This window comes from Paraburkholderia sp. BL17N1, from assembly GCF_003634175.1.
Taxonomy (GTDB): domain Bacteria; phylum Pseudomonadota; class Gammaproteobacteria; order Burkholderiales; family Burkholderiaceae; genus Paraburkholderia.
Genome location: NZ_RBIW01000001.1, coordinates 4,273,739 through 4,291,885 on the forward strand (window position 1 = coordinate 4,273,739; position 18,147 = coordinate 4,291,885).

At 61.6% G+C, this 18,147-nt stretch carries 15 protein-coding genes; all 15 read right to left on the bottom strand.

Features of this window, described 5'->3' with window-relative positions; genetic code table 11:
* Positions 1 to 3: 3 nt before the first annotated feature.
* On the bottom strand, positions 4 to 552 hold the full coding sequence (locus B0G82_RS19175; RefSeq protein ID WP_121308459.1) for a GNAT family N-acetyltransferase: 549 nt from the start codon (positions 550 to 552) through the stop codon (positions 4 to 6).
* 4 nt (positions 553 to 556) lie between these two features.
* On the bottom strand, positions 557 to 1,138 hold the full coding sequence (locus B0G82_RS19180) for a GNAT family N-acetyltransferase (RefSeq protein WP_121308460.1): 582 nt from the start codon (positions 1,136 to 1,138) through the stop codon (positions 557 to 559).
* Positions 1,139 to 1,142: 4 nt separating this feature from the next.
* Positions 1,143 to 2,504, bottom strand: coding sequence for a metallopeptidase TldD-related protein (locus tag B0G82_RS19185; protein ID WP_121308461.1), 1,362 nt, complete (start codon positions 2,502 to 2,504; stop codon positions 1,143 to 1,145).
* Positions 2,504 to 3,940 (bottom strand): TldD/PmbA family protein, encoded by a 1,437-nt coding sequence (locus B0G82_RS19190; RefSeq protein WP_121308462.1) that lies wholly within the window; start codon positions 3,938 to 3,940, stop codon positions 2,504 to 2,506. The genes B0G82_RS19185 and B0G82_RS19190 overlap by 1 nt, the downstream gene beginning before the upstream one ends.
* Entirely contained in the window at positions 3,933 to 5,600 is a 1,668-nt protein-coding gene (locus B0G82_RS19195) for a dipeptide ABC transporter ATP-binding protein (protein WP_121308463.1), read from the bottom strand. Before B0G82_RS19195 ends, B0G82_RS19190 begins: the two co-directional genes overlap by 8 nt.
* Positions 5,597 to 6,712: an ABC transporter permease gene (locus B0G82_RS19200; protein WP_121308464.1), complete on the bottom strand. Its 1,116-nt coding sequence runs from the start codon at positions 6,710 to 6,712 to the stop codon at positions 5,597 to 5,599. Before B0G82_RS19200 ends, B0G82_RS19195 begins: the two co-directional genes overlap by 4 nt.
* Positions 6,666 to 7,718 (bottom strand): ABC transporter permease subunit, encoded by a 1,053-nt coding sequence (locus tag B0G82_RS19205; protein ID WP_116116488.1) that lies wholly within the window; start codon positions 7,716 to 7,718, stop codon positions 6,666 to 6,668. Before B0G82_RS19205 ends, B0G82_RS19200 begins: the two co-directional genes overlap by 47 nt.
* A gap of 8 nt (positions 7,719 to 7,726) precedes the next feature.
* The gene (locus tag B0G82_RS19210) at positions 7,727 to 9,655 is read right to left on the bottom strand and encodes an extracellular solute-binding protein (protein WP_121308465.1); all 1,929 of its coding nucleotides are present in this window, start codon (positions 9,653 to 9,655) and stop codon (positions 7,727 to 7,729) included.
* A gap of 282 nt (positions 9,656 to 9,937) precedes the next feature.
* Positions 9,938 to 12,682: a TonB-dependent receptor gene (locus B0G82_RS19215; RefSeq protein WP_121308466.1), complete on the bottom strand. Its 2,745-nt coding sequence runs from the start codon at positions 12,680 to 12,682 to the stop codon at positions 9,938 to 9,940.
* A 303-nt stretch (positions 12,683 to 12,985) separates the two neighbouring features.
* Positions 12,986 to 13,561, bottom strand: a complete 576-nt coding sequence (locus tag B0G82_RS19220) for a cupin domain-containing protein (protein ID WP_012432476.1) — start codon at positions 13,559 to 13,561, stop codon at positions 12,986 to 12,988.
* A 299-nt stretch (positions 13,562 to 13,860) separates the two neighbouring features.
* Positions 13,861 to 15,045, bottom strand: coding sequence for a tetratricopeptide repeat protein (locus B0G82_RS19225; RefSeq protein WP_116142390.1), 1,185 nt, complete (start codon positions 15,043 to 15,045; stop codon positions 13,861 to 13,863).
* Between the two features lie 9 nt (positions 15,046 to 15,054).
* Positions 15,055 to 15,483, bottom strand: coding sequence for a biopolymer transporter ExbD (locus B0G82_RS19230; RefSeq protein WP_011487696.1), 429 nt, complete (start codon positions 15,481 to 15,483; stop codon positions 15,055 to 15,057).
* Between the two features lie 24 nt (positions 15,484 to 15,507).
* Entirely contained in the window at positions 15,508 to 15,930 is a 423-nt protein-coding gene (locus B0G82_RS19235; protein ID WP_012432473.1) for a biopolymer transporter ExbD, read from the bottom strand.
* A gap of 12 nt (positions 15,931 to 15,942) precedes the next feature.
* Entirely contained in the window at positions 15,943 to 16,848 is a 906-nt protein-coding gene (locus tag B0G82_RS19240) for a MotA/TolQ/ExbB proton channel family protein (protein ID WP_116142391.1), read from the bottom strand.
* A gap of 76 nt (positions 16,849 to 16,924) precedes the next feature.
* On the bottom strand, positions 16,925 to 17,593 hold the full coding sequence (locus tag B0G82_RS19245) for an energy transducer TonB (RefSeq protein WP_106284998.1): 669 nt from the start codon (positions 17,591 to 17,593) through the stop codon (positions 16,925 to 16,927).
* Positions 17,594 to 18,147: the final 554 nt, after the last annotated feature.

An 18,147-nucleotide genomic window follows, 5' to 3' on the forward strand; every position in this document is an offset into this window, starting at 1 on the left:
CGTTCAGATTGTCTGGAGGCGCGGTGCGTCGACGACGCGGGCCATATGCAGCGCGTCCGCCAGCACACCGTCACGCATGGCGAAACCGCGCGAGCGGCCTTCTTCGACAAAGCCGAACTTGCGATACAGCGCGATGGCCGGCGCATTGTCGGCAAACACCGTGAGATCGATGCGGCGCAAACCGAGCGACGCGTCCGCGCAGTCGATCAAGCCTTGCAAAAGCGCGGTGCCGACACCGCGGCCATGATATGCGTCGTGCACGGCGAGGCCTAAATGCGCGCAGTGCGCGCGGCTCGACCGGTGGACCTCCAGGCCCGCGTGGCCGACCACGCGTCCGTCGATAACCGCGCACACGTTCACGCCGCCTTTGAGGCTCCGCTCGTGCCACGCCGCGAGTTGTTCAGGACTGCGATAGCCGACCGACAGCGTGCCGCGCCGCACGCCAGGCAAGCTCATGATTTCGGCGAACGCATCCATGTCCGACGATTCGAACGCGCGCACCATAATACATTTGTAATGTTCGGCGTCGTCCGGCAACCTTGTTTCGTTCATGGTTTTATTCCGCTGCGAGATGGGCGACAGATGGCGGCGACATCCACGGCGCCGGTTCGCGCAGCCGCGCCATGAAGTAACAGTCGATCAGCACGCCGCGACGCAATATGGCACCACGCTGATGCGCTTCGATCTCGAAGCCGAACTTGCGGTATAGCGCGAGTGCCGCGTGGTTATCCGTGTAGACATGCAACTCGACACGGCGCAGACCGAGCCAGTTGTCGGCCAGATCGAGCAGCTCCGCCATCAGCGCATGACCGATGCCGCGCCGCTGCCATGCGTCGTGCACGCCAATGCCGAGCGAGGCGGCATGCGCGCGGCGTCCCTTGAAAGGACTGAGGCTGGCCTGACCGACCAGCGTGTCGCCGACCGTCGCCGCGATCGCGATGCCAGGGGCCTCGAATTTTTCCAGGTGCTCGCGTGTGCTGGCAACGGTCCGAAACGGCACCTGCGGATTGCCGTTCATCGCCACGGGCAATTGCAGCATGGCGTGAAATTGTTCCGCGTCGGCCACGCGCCGTGCGCGCAGCGTCAGGCCCTCCGGCAAGCTCTCAGGTTTTGATTTTGTTTTTTCGTGTTGATCCATAGGCTTATAACGTCAATTCGAATGACCTCACCAGAATGCCCGGCAATTGCATGCCGCCCGTGGCGCGCTCGCCCCATGTCGAATCGCTCAATAGCAGTTCCGCTTGCGCGCCGAGTTGTTCGAGTTCGCTGCCGAGCAAACGGTACAGGCTGTCGTCGAAACGCATGGCTTCCAGCGGTGCGACGATTTCTCCGTTCTCGACCCAGAACGTCGCGAAGCGCGTCATGCCGGTGAGGCGGCAATTCATGCGGTCCGAGAAGTTCACGTACCAGAGGTTGCCGATGTAGAGACCCGTGTCGACCTTTGCGAGCACCTCTTCTTCCAGCAGGTCGCCCGCTAGCATCGAGAGCGCGGCCGGTGATTCGCTGGCCAACGCGCCGTTCGGCGTCAAACCGTATTCGCGTGCGCTGCGTGCGTTGGTCAGGCGTTCGGCGCTGCGACCGGCCTCGATCAACGGAACGCTGTCACGCAGGTAACCGTCGTCATTGAATCCTGGCGTGATGCCGAGACCGAGATCTTCGCTGATCGTCACGCGCGGGTCGACTACGACTTCTCCCACATGCAGCTTGTACAACTCGCTGCGCGAGCTCGCCTGTGCGCGAGCGGAGAAGCCGCTCCATGCGGTGACGCCGAGCAGCTCCGCGAGCGCGGCGGGCGCCAGATAGGAACGGTAACGTCCCGGCGCCAACGTGCGCGGCGTGCGCGCCAGAACGGCAAGACGTGTCGCGGCCTGTTCCACTTTGCCCGCGAACACGGCATCGCTCCAGTCGTCGCCGGCGTAGGTGGTTTTGATCGCGCGGCCGCTCGGGTCGTACAGCGACCAGCTGAAATTGAAGTTGTCCACTTCATACCAGCCGCGGCTGCCGTTCGTCGATGCGAAACCGCGCACGATGGTGCCGCCCGCATAGAAGCCCACGAAGTCGAGCCCTCGCGCGCATTCCGCGACGATGTGCGCGAGCCCGTCGGTGTTCGGCAGCTTGCCGGAGCGCTGCGTGGTGCGCTGCCATTTCGACGTGTCGAACAGTAGATGCGGATCGTCCGCCGCACCGCGCAGACCTTCGCGCAAGGTGGCGAGGGCGGCGCTCACTTCGTCGAGATCCTGCTGCAGATCGCCGCATACGGTCAGCGTGGAATAGGCCTGACGCGCGCCGTCGATCAGACGCAAGGTCAGCTTGCCTTGCGACACGCTGCCGGTCTGCCGCACCTTGCCCGAATTGAAACGGATGAAGTCGGACTGCTCGCCGGCAAATGAACTGAGCGTGGTTTCGCCGCCTTGCTGCAGACGCTCGATCGCATCGGCGAGCAAAGTGAAATGCCGCTCCCAATCCACCGACGTGGCAGCGCGCGAAGAGATGAACTGACTCATCATGCGCCTCCGAACACGTCGATGTTGCTGAACACGCAAGCCGGCGACGCATGGCCGACGCGAATGATCTGCGCCGGCTCGCCCTTGCCGCACATGGACGTGCCATACACTTCGCGCGTGCTCGCGTTGCCCACTGCGCTGAGGCTGCGCCAGAAATTCGCGGAAATACCGCGGTAATTCGGCTGTTTGACGACCTGCGTGAGCTTGCCGTTCTCGATCAACTGGCCGAACTCGCAGCCGAACTGGAATTTGTTGCGATGGTCGTCGATCGACCAGGACGTGTTGGTGCGCATCAGAATGCCGTGTTCGATATTGCCGATCATCGCCTCGAGCGAACTCTCGCCCGGTTCGATATTCAGATTCGCCATGCGGTCGATGGGTGGCCGGTTCCAGTTCGAAGCACGCGAGTTCGCGACGCCCGGCATGCGTGCGCGCTGTTGCGACAACGCGCCGCCGAGCGGACGTTCCAGCACGCCGTTGCGAATCAGATATTGCTTGTGCGCTTCGGTGCCGTCGTCGTCGAATGCGTAGGCTGCGGCTTCTTCGCGCAGCGACGGATCGAAGGTGACGTTCAGCAGTTCCGAGCCATAGCGATACGAACCGAACATGTCCTGCTTGACGAAGCTCCAGCCCGCGAAGTTGCGTTCATCGCCGAGAATGCGATCCAGTTCGAGCGGATGGCCGATCGATTCGTGAATCTGCAGCATCATCTGGTCGGGCATCAGCAACAGATCGCGCTTGCCCGATGGGCAATTCGGCGCGGCCAGCAATTGCAGCGCTTCGTTTGCGACGCGCGCGCCCGAGCCTTCGAAGCCGAAACGCGTCAGCACTTCCATGCCGCCCTGTCCGAGCGTGCCGTAGTTGCCGCCCAGCGTGCGCACTTGCGTATCGCCGTTCGCGTGCGCGGCGACGCTCAATTGCGGCATGACGAAACGGAACTGCTGGTCGATGCGAACACCGTCGCCGGTGATGTAGAGTTGATCGGTGTGCGTGATCTGCACTGCCGCCACGCGTTCGACGATTTTTGCATCGAGGTTCGCGCCCGCGCATTCCGCGCCGAGAAGCTCGAGCCATTCGGCACGGTTCGGCAACGCGCGTTGCGCATTCGGCGACACGTACTGGCCGCTCGCCGCGGGTCGCGCGACTTCCCGATGGTCGATCAGCGACAAGGCCGCGCTCGCCTCAGCGCGTGCGGTGGCTAAATCGAGCGCGGCCTGCAAACCCGCTGCCGAAAGATTCGCAGTCGCGGCATAACCCGCCCCCGCGCCCGCCCACGCGATCAGCATCGCACCGCGATCGCGCACGGTGCGCAGCGGTTGCGCGATGTCGTTGCGAATCTCGTGGTCGTCGATCTGTTCGTCCACAATGCGCAGCGACCAGAACGCCGCGCGGCTTTTCAGCGTTTGGGCGGCCTGCGCCCAACGTTCGTCAATCATTGGCAGGTCCCGTATGAGTCGCGGCCGTGCCGGGCTCCGGCACATTGAGCGACGAGGCGAGCAGCGACTGGGTATAAGGATGCGACGGCGCATGCAACACATCGAGTGTGTCGCCCGCCTCCACAATGCGTCCGGACTTCATCACGATCACGCGATGCGCCATGGCTCGCATCACCGCCAGATCGTGCGTAATGAACAGATAGCTTAGCTTGTACTTTTTCTGCAGATTTGTCAGCAGATTCAGCACCTGTTTCTGGATCGACACGTCGAGCGCGCTGGTCGGCTCATCGAGCACGATCAATTCCGGTTGGACGGCCAGTGCGCGCGCAATCGCAATACGTTGACGCTGGCCGCCGGAGAATTCGTGCGGATAGCGCAGCATCGCGTCGGCTGGCATGCCGACTTCTTCGAGCAGGCTGCCGACGCGCGCGCGCCGCGCCTTCGCATCCACTTCCGGCTTATGCACGGCCAAGCCCTCGCCGATGATCTGCTCCACCGTCATGCGTGGCGACAGCGAGCCGAACGGGTCCTGAAACACGACTTGCATGCGCGAATACAGCGCGCGGCGCGAGCTCGCCGTCTTGAGCGTGGACAGCGGCAAACCGTCGATATGAATATGGCCGGCGGCCGGCTGTTGCAGACCGAGGACGGTCGCGGCCAAGGTCGATTTCCCCGAACCCGATTCACCGACAATGCCGAGCGTTTCGCCGCGCCGCACGCTCAGGTCGACATCGTGCACCGCACGGAACGTGGAGCGCCCGAACATGGACCGCCAGCCTTTCGCCGACGTGCGGTAATCGACGGCCAGTCCTTGCACTTCGAGCAGCCGGCGCGCGCCCGCCTCGACCGGTTCGACCGCGCGTTGCGGATCGCTGTCGAGCAGCCGCCGCGTATACGGATGCTGCGGGCTCGCGAATAGCGCGTCGGTCGTATTGGTTTCGACCAGCACGCCCTTTTCCATCACCGCGACGCGCTGCGCAAAACGTTTCACCAGATTCAGGTCGTGCGTAATCAACAGCACGGCCATGCCGCGTTCGGCCGCCTCCTGTTCCTGCAACGAAATCAGCAAATCGACAATCTGCTGACGCACCGTGACGTCGAGCGCGGTGGTCGGTTCGTCGGCGAGCAGCAAACGCGGACGGCACGCGAGCGCCATGGCGATCATCGCGCGCTGCCGCTGGCCGCCGGACAACTGATGCGGAAAGCTGTCGATGCGCCGCTCCGGTTCGGGAATGCCCGTGCGTCTGAGCAACTCGATGCCGCGCTCGCGCGCCGCATTCGGCCTCAAACCTTCATGCAGACGCAGGCTCTCGGCGATCTGCTTGCCGATCGTGAAGAGCGGATTGAGCGCCGTCATCGGTTCCTGAAAGACCATTGCGACGTCGGCGCCGCGCAGACCGCGCATCTGTTGTTCGGTTTTTTGCAGCAGGTCCTCGCCGTCGAGCAACATGCGGCCGCTCAATTCGGCATGCTCGACGAGCCGCAGAATGGACAGCGCGGTGACGCTCTTGCCCGAGCCCGATTCGCCGACCAGCGCCACGCGCTCGCCGCGTGCGATTGAGAGGCTGAGTTCATGCACCGCGACCTTGTCGCCGAAACGCACGGAGAAGCGATCGATTTCCAGCAACGGCCGAGCGATCGGCGCCTGAGTGGCGGTCATCGCGGACCTCCGCCGAAAGCCGAACCGCGCGAACGCGTGTCGAGCGCATTGCGCAATGCGTCGCCCATGAAGGTCAGCAACAGCAACGTGATCACCAGCGCGGCAAACGCCGACATCGAGATCCACCACGCGTCGAGATTGTTCTTGCCTTCCTGTAGCAGTTCACCAAGGCTAGGTGTCGGCGGCGGCACGCCGAGGCCAAGAAAGTCCAGGCTGGTCAGCGAGAGAATCGCGGCGCTCATGCGGAACGGCAGGAAGGTAATCACCGGTGTCAAACTATTCGGCAGAACATGACGCCACATGATCTGCCAGTTGGTGAGACCCATGGTACGTGCCGCCTTCACGTAATCGAGCGAACGGTTGCGCAGGAATTCGGCGCGCACGTAATCGGACAGGACGAGCCAACCGAACATCGACAGCAAAATGAAGAGCAGCCACAACGTGGGCTCGAAGATCGACGCGAAGATGATCAACAGGTACAGGTCCGGCATCGAACTCCAGATTTCGATCAGGCGCTGACCGATCAGATCGGTGCGTCCGCCGTAAAAGCCCTGCACCGCGCCAGTCAGCACGCCGACCACCACCCCGGACACCGTGAGCGCCAGCGCCATCAGCACCGACAAGCGGAAGCCGTACAGCAGCCGCGCCAGCACGTCGCGCCCGAACTGATCCGTGCCGAGCCAGTTGCTCGCGGTGGGCGGCGCCGGATACGGATGCGCGGCGAAATAGTCGATCGTGTCGTAGTGGAAATGATTTGGCGGATAGATCGCAAAGTTGCCATTCGATTCGAGTCGCGAGCGGATATACGGATCGAGGTAATTGGCACGCGCCGGAAAGTCGCCGCCAAACAGCGTCTCCGGGTAGTCCTTCACGATCGGGAAGTAGTAGTGCCCGTCGTAACGGACGAGCAACGGGCGGTCGTTGGACAACACCTCGCCGAGCAGGCTGATGGCGAACAGCGACACGAAAATCACGAGGCTCCAGTAACCGAGACGCTGCCGCCTGAAGCGCAGCCACGTACGCCGCCACGGAGACGGCGACGCCGCGTGCGCCGCGCCGGCCGCGTCAGCGGTCCAGGCGGTTGAATTGGATGCGGGGGTCGACGAGGACATAGCAGACGTCAGCAATGAGTTTGGTTACGAGGGCAATCAGCGTGAACAGAAACAGCGAACCGAGCACGACCGGATAGTCACGGCGAATCACGGAGTCGTACGACAGTTGGCCCATGCCGTCGAGCGAAAACAGCGTTTCGATCAGCAGATTGCCGTTCAGAAACGCGCCGACGAAGGCCGCCGGCAAACCGGTGAGCAGCGGAATCGCCGCATTGCGCAGCACGTGTTTCCACAGCACATCGCGCTCCGGTGCGCCCTTGGCGCGCGCGGTCAGCACGTATTGCCGGCCGATTTCCTCCAGAAACGTGTTCTTGGTCAGAATGGTGACGATCGCGAAGTTCCCGACGACCGAAGCCGTGACCGGCAACACGATGTGCCACAGATAGTCGAGCACCTTGCCGAATGCGCTGAGATCGTTGAAGTTATCCGAGGTAAGGCCGCGCATCGGAAACACCTGCCAGAACGTACCGCCGCCGAATAACATCAATAACAGCACGCCGAGCACGAAACCGGGAATCGCATAGCCGGCGAGCACCAGCACGCTCGTGACGGTATCGAAGCGCGAGCCGTTGCGCACCGCTTTCGCGATCCCCAACGGCACCGATATCAGATAGGTGAGCAGCACCGTCCATAAGCCAAGTGTGATCGACACGGGCAGCTTCGATTTGATCACGTCCCACACGCTGTCGTGCTGATAGTAGGACTGGCCGAGATCGAACGTTGCGTAGTGCTTGAGCATCAGCAGATAGCGTTCGAGCGGCGGCTTGTCGAAACCGAACTGTTTCTTGATCTGTTCGATCTGCTGCGGATCGACGCCCTGGCTGCCGTGATAACCGCCGCCGCCCGCCCCCGCCTCTCCGCCACGGCCAGCGCCGTGGCGGAGTTGCGTCATCACCTGTTCGACCGGCCCACCCGGCACGAACTGCGTGACGACAAAGGTCAGCGTGACCACGCCGAGCAGGGTCGGCACCATCAACAACAAGCGTCTGAGAATGTAGGCAAGCATGCTGTGCCTCAGTGAGCCGTAGCGGCCGTAGCCGCGGTGGAAGATGCGGTCTGGGCGGCCGGCGTTTTCCTGTACCAGTAGTCGATCACCCAGTCTTCGTATACATACGTCGTCGGCACTTTGTCCGGATGACCGAGCGTCGACTTGTAGCCGATCCGCGCTCCCGGCGCGTAATACTCCGGCACGATGTAGAACGAATAGATCAGCACGCGGTCCAGTGCACGGGTTGCCGCTTCGAGGTCGTCGAGATTGTTGGCGGAGAGCGCCGAGTGAATCAGCGAGTCGACCGCTTTGGAGCGGATGCCCGGATAGTTTTCCGAGCCGACTTCCGACGCCGCCGCGCTGCCGAAACGGCGCGTCAATTCCGCGCCGGGAATCGTCACCGGCGGATAGATGAACGTGGTCATGTCGTAGTCGAAGTTATCCAGCCTCTTCTGGTACAGCGCGCTGTCGATCTCGCGCATATGCGCCTGAATGCCGAGCATGCCGAGCGCCTGCATATACGGCAGGATCAGGCGATCCATACCGGGCTGATCGTCCATGATCTCGATCGTCATCGGCGTGCCGTTGGCGTCGCGCAAGGCGCCGTCGCGATAGTGCCAGCCCGCTTGCGCCAACAGATCGCGCGCCACGCGCAAGTTGCCGCGCAAGGAATCTGGCGCGATCGTCGTGGGTTGCTTGAGCATGGGGCCGAATACTTCCGGCGGCACGTCGGCCCTCAACGGCTCAAGCAAGGCCAGTTCCTTCGGACCGGGCATGCCGGTCGCACCGAACGGACTCGCCGCAAAATAGCTGCTGGTGCGCCGGTATTGACCGTAGAACATCATGCGGTTCATCCAGTCGTAGTCGAATGCCATTGTCAGCGCGTGACGCACGCGCGGGTCCTGAAACATCGGCTTGCGCAGGTTTATCAGCAAGCCCTGCATTTGCGCGGGGCCGTCGGCGAATTCGCCTTTCTTCAGTAGTCCGTTGTCGAAGTTCTTGCCGACGTATTTTCGCGCCCATTGCGTTGCGCTGTATTCGACAAGCACGTCGGTGTCGCCGGCCTTGAACGCTTCCAGTTGCGTGTAATGGTCGCGATACAGTTTGAAGGTGATGCTCGCGAAGCGGAACATGCCGCGCCGCGACGGCAGATTCGCGGCCCAGTAATCGGGGTTGCGTCGATAGGTAATCTGCTTGTCGTTCTTGCGCGACTCGATCAGATACGGGCCGCTCGCGATCGGCGGCTCGTTCGCGATCTGGTCGAACGGCAGACGTGTGCCGTCCGCGCGCATGCCCCACTTCGGCGAGAAGATCGGTAAATCGCCGGCGATCAGCGCTGCGTCGCGTTCGGCGTGCTTGAATTCGAAGCGGATCGTGTTTTTGTCGATCACGGTCGCGCTCTTGATGACCGAGAACTGCGCATTGAAGAGCGGCGAGGCCTTTGGACTCGTCAATGTGTCGAACGAGTATTTGACGTCGGCCGCGGTGATCGGATCGCCGTTCGAAAAGCGCGCGGCGGGATTGATGTGGAAAGTGGCCGAACCGAGGTCCGGCGCGACCTCGACATCGTCGGCGATCAGCGGGTACTCGGAAGCGAGTTCGTCCCAACTGCGCTGCATCAGCGTATCGAACATCAGATGCTGAATGTCCGGCGCGGGCGCACCGCGCACGAGAAACGGATTCAGCGAATCGTAGCTCTGCAGTTCGTCGAAGTTCTGGAAGCTGAGCTTGCCGTCGCTCGGCGCCGTGGGATCCGCGTAATCGAAGTGCGTGAAGCCGGCGGGATATTTGGGCTCGTCGTACTGCGCAATCGAGGGCCGCGCCTGCGCGCAGACCGCGCCCAATGCCAGACACGCCCCTGCGCACAGCGCGATTCGCGCGGCAGTGCCAGGCAGGCGCATCGCGGCCGCTGCAGTTCGCACGGCGCGCGACCAGTGAAACTTCACAAGTCTCATCTTCGGAATGCGTAAGAACGCGCGCCGGCTTCAGGCCGGCGCGCGGTAAATCGAATCGGCAAGAGTGCCGGCTTTGACGCCTTCGCCCTTGTAGCTTTGCCCCGCTAGCGCTGCTCTGCGCGCTAACTCGTTGCCGCTCGCCGTGGTTCTGAACGAGCATTGTGCACGCGGGCATGCCTCGGTACATCGCTAACCAATTTGCGCCGCTCCGGCACCAACAATGGAAGCCGGAGCGGCCAACCGCCTGGACAGACAGCGGGTGCATCACAAACATCGAGGACTTCAGAAGCGGTACGACGCGCCGACCTGGAAGAAGCGGCCGATGTTAGTGTAAAGCGACTGGTCGTAGCCCGTGATGTCCGGGGTGGCCTGCCACTCGACGTCGAACGGCGGCTTGCGATCGAAGATGTTGTTGATGCCGCCGTAGATCGTCCAGTTCTTGAAGCCGCGATACGTGGCCATCAGGTTGAACTGGCTATACGACGCCACCGACAGCGTGCCGCCGTCGCCGAACTCGGACGCCACCGCGTTGGTGTACGGGCCGGTGTACTGCCACGTCAGCGTGGTGGTCAGCTTGCGGTAATCCCAGGAGAGGCTGGTATTACCCTTCCAGCGCGGATTGGACGCACCGAACGGTTGCAACAGCGCGAGGTTGTTGCCGGCGAAGTCCTGCGTCGGCGCGCCCGGGCTGTTCAGCTTGAAGTGCCACACATAGGCCCAGTCGCCTGCCAGCGTGAACGTGCCGTACTTCGTGCCCACCGACTTGCGGAAGTTCATGTCGAAGCCGTCGGTGTCGAGCGAACCGAGGTTGACGAACTGTTCCTTGATGTACGCTACCGTGCCGTCCGGATTGCGGATCACGTTCGACGGGTTGTTCGCATCCATCACCGCGTTCGGATCGTCCGTGCCGATCACACCGTCAATGTGGATCTTGTAGAACGCCGCACCGATATCCGTCGACGAGTCCGGCGAAAGCTGGAAGCCGATGTTGTAGTTCTTGGTGCGCTCAGGCTGCAGCGCCGGATTGCCGTTGACCTGTTCCGTCGTGAAGTGCTTGGTCGGCGTGCCGCTCGGGTCGTTCGGGTCCACCAGGTTCTGGTGAGCCAGATAGGTTGCCTGCGAGTTTTCGACCAGCGTCGGCGCGCGGAAGCCGCGGCTATACGATGCGAAAGCCGTGAGTGCCCGCACCGGCTGGAAGCGCAACGCGAAGCTCGGCGAGAACGCACCGCCGAAATCGCTGTAGTGGTCGTAGCGGCCCGCCTGCGTGAACGTCAGGTTGTGGATGATCGGAATATCCACCTGATAGTACACGGCGGCCACATTGCGCTCACCGTCGACCGTTTGCACGTTGGCCGGCGCCGTAATGCCGAGCGCGCTATACGTACGCGAGTTGATGATGTTGCTTTCGTGACGGAATTCCGTACCGAAACCGACACCAACCGGACCGCCCGGCAGAGTGAACAGGTTGGTCGTCGAGGTCTTCGCCGTGACGCTGTCGAGCTTCGAGATCGCCTGCTCATAGTCGTTCTGGAAGACGCCGTTCAAACCGTTCGGCGTGGCCGACGGGTTCGAAAAGTTGAATACGCCGTTCTGCAGAATGTTCTCGAGGCCTGCGACATTCAGCACATTGCCGTAGGTCGTGTCGACCGTGCTCTGCGAATGGCCGTAATCCGCGGACCAATCCCAATCGCCGAATTTCGGGGTGGTGAACGAGCCCTTCACGCCGGTCGATGCACGCCAGAACGTCGACACCGTATCCGCCGAGACAGTATTCGGGAACGTATAGTTGATCAGCGTGGGCACGCCGAACGGGTTGTACGGGTTGGTGCCCGAGACCGTGCGCGAGATCGGCAACGCGGAACCGGTGGCCGGGTTGAACGCGTTGGTCTGGCTGCTCAGCACGGCCGGACCTTCGTTCTGCACGGTTTCGTTGCGGCTCACCCACAAATCGGCGTAAGCCTGCATGTCGTCATTGATCTTGAACGTGCCGCGCACTTTCGCGTTCAGGCGCGTGATCGCCGGCACGAGCGAGGTGGTGCTGGCCGGATTCGATTTACACGTGGATGCGCCGTTCGCCGACACGCTGCCCGGAGGACAGGGATTGAGCGCCATGTTGGTGCCGTCGGCCGTGGTCCAGTACGACTGCTGGTTCGGACCGAGCGGGCCCGCGAGACCACCCGGGAACTGGCTGAAGTCTTGACCCGCGGTCATGTCGCGATCGCCGAGCGACGAGCCGGTGTCGCGGTAGTAGCTCGCGGCGGCTGTCACGTTGAAGCGGTCGCCATTCAGGTCGCCGATACCGCCGAGCACGCTGAAGTTGCCCTGCGCGTCGCCCGGATGCTGCGCCTTGCCGAGCTGGCCATCGATCTGCAAGCCCTGGAAGTCTTTCTTGGTGATGATGTTGACCACGCCCGCAATGGCGTCCGAACCATACACCGAGACCGCACCGGTCTTCACGATGTCGATGTGGTCGATCATGTTGAGCGGGATCGAATTTACGTCGAAGAACGTGTCGGTGAAGTTCACCGCCTTGCCGTAATTCGCCACCCGTTGCCCGTCCACCAGCACCAGGGTGTACTTCTCGCTCAGACCGCGCAATGCAATACCGCCGCCGCCTTGCGCGGAGCTATTCATTGTCGTTTGACCCCAGCTGCTCCCCGAATTCGCGGACGTGCCGCGCAGGAAATCGGCCACGGTCGTGTAGCCGCTTTGCTGGATATCCTTGGTCGTGATGGTCTGAACTTCCGTGTTGCCGACCTTGTCCGCCGTGCGGATCAGCGACCCGGTCACCTCGAATTTCTTGAGTTGCTGGACGCCTTTGCCCGCCGGCGTCGCGGTGGTGTTGTCCGCAGACGGTGTGGCGGCCGTGCCCGTTGCCGGGGTGCTTTCCGTCGTCGTCGCGCCTGCCGCGGTGCCGGTGGTCGCCGGCTGGCTTTGCGCAAACGCCGGTACGGCGATTGCGGCCGACAACGCCAGTTCAGCCCAGACTATTCTTCTAATGGCCAGCGCCAATGCCCTTTGTTTCATTTTTCCCCTTCTCGCTCGTCAGTAAGGCCACAGCAGTATGTGAAGAGTGGTCTCGTGAACCGCTCTACTCGATATACGGCGATCTTGCGCCGCGTTCCGTTAAAGCAACTTCAAATAAGTCAGCGTCGGACTACTAATTTATTGCAATCGGAATGCGCAGCGCTTTCCAATCGATTACATATCTACTGCCGCGCGAGTGGGTTCCGCCATGCGTCGGTCCGGCTTCCCAAATCGCGGGCACACACTTAAGTAATGCTTACAAATATCGAGTGACTGCTTTTTTCTAAAGCACGGCCTGCGACACTAAAACAATCTCGGCGTCCCGACCCACACGACCACCGCTTCTTCACGCGCGGTATTGGACCAGGAGTGCGGCACGGTTGACTCGTAATGCGCGGTGTCGCCTGCCTGCAATACGAACGTTGTGCCTTCCAGCGTGAGCGAGATCTGGCCGCTCATCACATACAAAAATTCTTCGCCGGCATGCGTGGTGACTTCCGACGGGTTCTGCCCCACCGGCATCCTGACGAGGATCACTTCCAGCTTGCCGCCGACCGACAGGTTCGTCAGCCTTCCAAACAGATTGGCGGTTCCGTCAAATCCGAAGTACTTCAGCTCGCTTCCTCTACGCACCGACTTGTCTTCGGTCGGCGTGTCGACGAAGTACTGCACCGTGACACCCAAAGCTCGCGCAATACCGACTAGCGAGGTAATCGAAGGTGTTGCATGACCCCGCTCCACCTGCGATAAAAAGGGCTTGGAAATACCCGCGGTCGTTGCCACTTCATCCAGCGTGCGACTGAGCCGTTGGCGCAGCGCGCGGATTTTGCTTCCTATAGAGATTGCAACATGTGCCTTGTTATTGAGTGGCAAGACCATAGCAAGACAGAATCCCGTAGTCAAAAATAGTTTGATATATACAAATTATGTTTCGTCGAGCGCAACGTTCTCCCTAAAACGTCCCTGATAGCCCTGCTGACAGTCCGCCATGGATAACCGCATCAATCTGTTATCCAGAAGACTTTGCCCGCTCCCAACAATCCTTTTGATAGTTGCGGCTGCAACCACACATCGACATCGAAGACGAGCCCACGTTAATTGGAACGCGCGCACTCCCTCGCGTCCGCCGCGAGGGGACGCGCCTCAACTGAGAAAACCTGAAGGGAGCGGGGGTGCTCTTATTTCGACGCCACCAGAACCCACAAACGCGCGAGGTCGGCTGAACCATCGGTGCCTTTCACCGCACGGAAGGTTTGCACCGCGCGAGCCTTGTCGCCCGCGATGTAGTACGCCTCGCCGAGATGCAGCTGCGCCTGGTCCGGATGGTCGAGTCCACCCTTGGCGATCGCGGCATCCATCGCCGCCAGCCCCTGCTTCGCCTGCCCCGCGAAAACCTGGTTGAAACCCACGTCGACGGGGGCAACGGGATTTGCCGGATCGGCGGGCGCTTGCGCGCGTTTGGCCGCGAGTGCCTGCAGACGTTTTTCGCGGTCCGCTTGCGCGTCACGTCCCAGAACACCCGACGCAAAGCCCTGATCGATGATCTGCTTGCCTTCCGCGGTGGTGCCCGCCACGATCGCCAGCTGGGTCATTTCCATATAGTCGTCGGCGGTCGAGAGCGATCCGGTAGCGCGGCGCAGGCGATACGTGTCGATATCGAGCTTCGACGAATAGCCCGGCTTATTGCGAATCGCCGAGAACAGATCCTCCCAGTAAGACTGCTTCGGATGATAGGCAACCAGCTTCTCGAGCGTGCTGCGGTACGTGGCATCGTCCTTCACGCGTTGCGCACACGTGCCGAGCAATTGCAGTTGCGATTCGTCAGGCGCGTGACCCGCACGCACCTGTGCATCGATGCCGGGCTTGAGCAGGCTCACCACGCTCGCGCAATCGTTCGACAGGTAGTAAGACTGAACCAGCAGCGTGCGCATGTCCGGATCGCTGCCGCCGGTCTTCAGATAGCGCTGCGCGACTTTCGCCGCCTGCGCATAGTTCTTCTGCTGGAAGTAGATGCCCGCCAATGCCGCCGTCGTGCGCTGTTCGTCAGCGCCGCTCAGCTTGCCGGAACCCAGCAACGTTTCGTAGGCCTGAGCAGCCACGCCGGTTTCGCCCGCCGCCGCCGCGGCCGCGCCACGCATCTGCTCGATCATGGTGCTTTCGTACGGCGTCTTGCCGGGCACGGCCGCCGCCTGATCGATCTTTGTCAGCGCGTCCTTGTACTTGTGCGCGCGATACAGATCCTGCGCGGCATTCAGCGGCTTCGCCACGTCCGGCCGCAAGGTGTCGGCGGCATGAGCGGCGAGCGGCAGCACGAGAGCGGCCGCGATGACGGCGCGCTTGAAGCGGTGGTGAATCGTTTGCATTGCCCTTCCCTATTGCATGTACTGCTCATTGCCGATCAGGCCGATCTTGGTCGCGCCCAGCCGTTGCGCGGACGCCATGACTTCCGCGACATCTTTGTACGGCACCAGCTTGTTCGGCCGCAGATGGATCTCGGCTTGAACCGGTTCGGCGGCCACTTGCGCGAGCCTGGATTCGAGCGCCGCGCGATTCGGCACCGGCTGGCCGTTCCATGTCGTGGTGCCGTCGAAGTCGATATCGATCTGCACCACTTCAGGCTGCGTGATCGGCGGCGGTGGATTGCCGACCGGCAGGTTCATCTTGATGGCGTGCGTCTGAATCGGGATCGTGATGATCAGCATGATCAGCAACACCAGCATCACGTCGATTAGCGGCGTGGTGTTGATGTCGACCATCACATCCGGTTCGCTGCCGCCGCCCGACGATACGTTCATTCCCATTTTTGGCTCCTGTCGGGCTCAAAATCAGCCGCCGCGTGCGGGCGGCTCAGTGATAAACGAAACCTTGGCGATACCGGCACGCTCGCACTCGGTGATGACCCGGCCGATAAACTCATAACGCGCGCTCTGGTCGCCGCGAACGTGCACTTCCGGTTGCGGTGTCATGACCGACACGGTCTTCAAACGCGCCAGCAGCGTCGGAGCATCGACCTGCTTCTCGTTCCAGAAGAAGTCGCCGTCACGATTCACCGCGATGACGATACTCTTCGGCGTGGTCTGCAGCGGCTGAATCGTCTCTTTCGGCAATTGCACCGGCACCGTATGCGTCACGACCGGAATCGTGATCAGAAAGATGATCAGCAGAACCAGCATCACGTCGACGAGCGGCGTGGTGTTGATACTGGAGATGACCTCGTCGTTGTCGTCCTGCCCAACGCTCATTGCCATGACGGACTCCGCTTATTGAACCAGCGACGCTTCGCGAGCCGTAGCACGCGCCGGGCGACGGCTGCCGGCCAGCAACACGGTATGCAGTTGCGCGCCGAATGCACGGACACGCTCCATCACCGATTTGTTGCGACGAACCAGGAAGTTGTAGCCGAGCACCGCGGGCACTGCCACCGCAAGACCGATCGCCGTCATGATCAGCGCCTCGCCCACCGGACCCGCGACCTTGTCGATCGACGCCTGACCTGCAATGCCGATGGCCGTCAGCGCGTGATAGATCCCCCACACCGTACCGAACAGGCCGACGAACGGCGCCGTCGAACCCACCGTGCCGAGAAACGCCAAGCCGTCTTGCAGCCGGTTCGACACATTGGTGATCGCACGCTCGACCGAGGTATCGATCCACGTGTTGCGGTCCACGGCCTCAAGCAATGCTTCTTCGTGATGCTCGCCCGCTTCGATAGCCGTTTCGGCGATGAAGCGGAACGGCGATGTTTCGTCGAGCAGCTTCGCGCCTTCCACCAGCGACGGTGCGGTCCACAACTGTTCGTCCGCGCTCTTCGCGCGACGGTTCGCGCGGAACTGTTCGACGAACTTGGTGATCATGATGTACCAGCTGCCCATCGACATGAGCACCAGCAGAATCAGCACGAAGCGAGCGACGAAGTCGCCGTTATTCCAGAGGGCGCTGAGCCCGTAAGGGTTGCTGACCGTTTCAGATGTAGCCGGTGCCGGCGGCGGCACTGCTTCGTCAGCGGCCGCGCTGGCGGTTTGCGGCGCGGCGGTGGCCGGTGCCGCGGCAGCCGACGCCGTGGCGTCGCTGGCCTGCGCGTGGGCCATCTGCGGTGCAACGAAATCCACCGTGGTCACGGCGATCAACATGCTTGCCGCCAGTGCGGCGAGAGTACGCTTCTTCATGCCTGCTCCAAGTTCATTAGTACAACTTCTAAACTAAGACTGATAAATCGCTACCGGTACCGAACAGCCTGTGAATTCAGTTCAGGTTAAACGAGAACGGAACTTGCACACGGACAGCCTGGCCTTGGGAAACGCACGTGAACTGCTTGACTGCGTTGAATGCGGCACGATCCAGTGAGGAGTCGTCCGAGGATTTGGCAACGCGTTCATTCGTAATATGGCCCTGCGGGTCGACGACGAATTCAACAACAACATCACCCGTCACGTTGTTTTCCTGCGCTTCCTTCGGGTAGCGGATCGACGAACGGATCTGATCCGAGTTCGGACACACCACGCCGACTTCGGTGCTCACAGGCTTCGTCGGCGCGGGCGGCGCCGGCGGTGCGGGTGGCGCCACGGCGGGCGCCGAGACGACCGGTGCGGCCTGATGCGTAATAGTCGGTTGCTGCGGCGGCGTCTGCACCTGCACTTCCGGCGGCGGCACGAACGGCGGCGGCGGCGGCGCGAACTTCGGCGGCGGCAATTGCACCGTGGGCAACGGCGGCGGAGGCGGCGGCTTCACCGGTTCGATGATTTTCGTTTCGATCGGATGCTGAATGACCTGCACGACCTTGGTGGCGAGGCCGTTGATCAGCGCATAAATCAGCACGATGTGCAAAAGCAGAACAACTGCGATGCCGCCAAAGCGGCGTACTGGGTTTTGCTGCTTGCGCCCAAACTCGCGCGGGCGCCCCGGCCTCTCCATACGGGCCGCTGCTGCCGGAAAATGCCCTTCGACTTTCGTACCCACCTTTACTCCTCCGGCGTGAACCGTCCATTTCTGTAACTGCAGTGCGCTTACCTGCCACAAACAGCATTCACTTCAACCATCTGGCAACCAGTGGCCTTTGATTCGGAGTCCAAAACGGACGTGACACTACCCGGCTCCGATCCGACGACACGGACGCCTCTCTGGAAGACGGTGGCCGTGCGTCATGTGAGCCGAACAACCGATCTAAGTAGAACTACTAATAGATTAAATTTGAGCCGTTCGCTTCTGCCTTGCATGAACGCTGGAGAGAACCTGATCTCTATAACTCGTAGCGCCTGGAACTTTTTGCGCAAACGTCACACGCGTTTCATGGGAGGCAACAATAGCAGGACAAAAAATGTACGGTCAAACTTTTTTTGATGGCGGCATACTTAGTTTAGAGAGGTAACTCTAACTCATGCCAAATTCGCGCCGCTTTAAAAGAATAAGCGTTTGTGGAGCAGATAAGCATTCGGATGTTTCTGCCCGACAATTGGGAATTTACTGCA